At 70.1% G+C, this 1,229-nt stretch carries 1 protein-coding gene; it reads left to right on the plus strand.

The features are described from left to right. The coding region (locus tag GV155_RS19190; RefSeq protein ID WP_160011712.1) for a hypothetical protein at positions 1-1,190 on the plus strand (1,190 nt) is incomplete at its 5' end. Positions 1,191-1,229 lie beyond the last annotated feature (39 nt).

Here is a 1,229-nt window from a genome sequence, read left to right on the forward strand (position 1 = left end):
TCGTCCGCGACCACGCCCGCCTCCGCACCGTCAACGAACTCGGCACCCGACTCACCCAGCTCGCCCGCACCCACGACCTCGCCGGCGTCGACGCCGTCCTCGGAGAAGCACTCCAGACCGTCGAAGACGCCACCATGCGCTACGGCCCCCGCACCCCCACCACCCGATCCACCGGCCTCGCCGACCTCTCCTGGATCCTCACCGGCCAAGCACCCACCGCCACCCCACCCATCTACGGCCTCCGCACCGACGACACCGCCCTCTTCTACGCCGGCCGCCACAACGGCGTCTTCGGAGACCCCGAGTCCGGCAAGACCTGGCTCGCCCAAGTCGCCGGCGTCGAAGCCCTCGCAGGCGGCGGCACCTTCGCGATGATCGACGTCGACCACAACGGCCAAGACCACACCGCAGCCCGACTCCTCCTCCTCGGCGCCCACCCCCAGCACATCGCCGACCCCGAGAAGTTCCGCTACTACGAGCCCGAGGACGCCGACCAGCTCCACGCCGCCGTCACCGACATCGTCGCCCGCGCACCCTCAGTCGTCGTCCTCGACTCCATCGGCGAGATCCTCCCCATGCTCGGCGTGAAGTCCGTCGACAACGACGAGATCACCCACGCACTCCGCACCGTCGTCATGCCCCCCGCCAAAGCCGGGTCCTGCGTCATCTCCGTCGACCACCTCCCCAAGTCCGTCGAAGCCCGCACCACCGGCTACGCCATCGGTGGCACCGCCAAGAAGCGAGCCGTCGACGGCGCCTACCTCCGCGCCGAAGCGAAGGTCAACCCCGCCCCCGGCGGCGTCGGACGCATCAGCCTCCGCATCGAGAAGGACCGCACCGGCGAGCTCCGCAAGTCCTCGAACGGCGGGTACGCCGGCACCTTCGTCCTCGACTCCACCCAGCCCCACACCACCACCTGGACCATCGGCCGCGAGCAGCTCCCCACCAACGACGACGGCACCGTCCGGCCCACCAACCTCATGGAGAAGGTCTCCAAGTACATCGAAGACAACGAAGGCTGCACCGGCCGCGACATCCAGTCCGGCGTCCCCGGCAAGGAGCGCTGGATCACCGACGCCATCCGCATCCTCGTCGCCGAAGGCCACGTCGCCCGCCAGCCCGGACCCCGCCGAGCCCAGCACCACACCCTGCTCATCCCCTACCGGGAGGCCGAAGATGACCGCTCCTGACCCCACCCAGCAGACCCCGACAACCACCCCCGTCGAGTG

It is taken from the genome of Nocardioides sp. AX2bis, assembly GCF_902506435.1.
GTDB lineage: Bacteria > Actinomycetota > Actinomycetes > Propionibacteriales > Nocardioidaceae > Nocardioides.